We start from the raw sequence: 611 nt of genomic DNA, 5'->3' as shown, positions 1-611 counted from the left end.
CTGGGCCGTTCCGCGCCCGGATACCCGGCGCAGCGGCTGGCGAGCACCATCTTCGGTGGTTACTTCAGTTCCCGGCTGGTCAACAACATCCGCGAGGACAAGGGCTACACCTACTCCCCGCGCAGCTCGATCGATCACTACCAGGCAGGGTCACGGTTCACCGTCGCCGCGGACGTCGCCACCGAGGTGACCGGGCCCGCGTTGCTGGAGATCTTCTACGAGCTCGGGCGGATGGCGGTTCTACCGCCCAGCGAGGAGGAGCTCGACGCCGCCCGCCAATACGCCGTCGGCACGTTGGCACTGGGTAGCGCGACCGCCGCCGGTCTCGCCTCGACGCTGTCGGCGCTGGCCGGGGCCGGGATCGGGGTCGAGTACCTGCGTGATCACCCGCGCGCCCTCGCCGAGGTCGGCGTGGGCGACATCCAGGCGGTGTCGGCGGACCTGCTTGCCCCGGCAAAGCTGATCACGGTGCTCGTCGGGGACGCGGCCAGGATTTCCGCGACCGTGGGGGCACTGGGCATCGTCGCGACCTGAGCACCGGGCCCGTCCCGGTCCCGGGGGTCCCGGTCCCGGCGGGGCGTGCTCAGCGCCTGGTGGAGGTGGGACGCGGG

General features: G+C 71.8%; 1 protein-coding gene. It reads left to right on the top strand.

Annotation, left to right across the window (positions count from 1 at the left end; all coding sequences use genetic code 11):
- The coding region (locus AC08OO_RS22425; protein ID WP_476619037.1) for a M16 family metallopeptidase at window positions 1-534 on the top strand (534 nt) is incomplete at its 5' end.
- Between the last annotated feature and the right edge of the window lie 77 nt (window positions 535-611).

It is taken from the genome of Frankia sp. CeCAU1, assembly GCF_977971845.1.
This window is presented reverse-complemented; position numbering and strand designations above follow the sequence as displayed.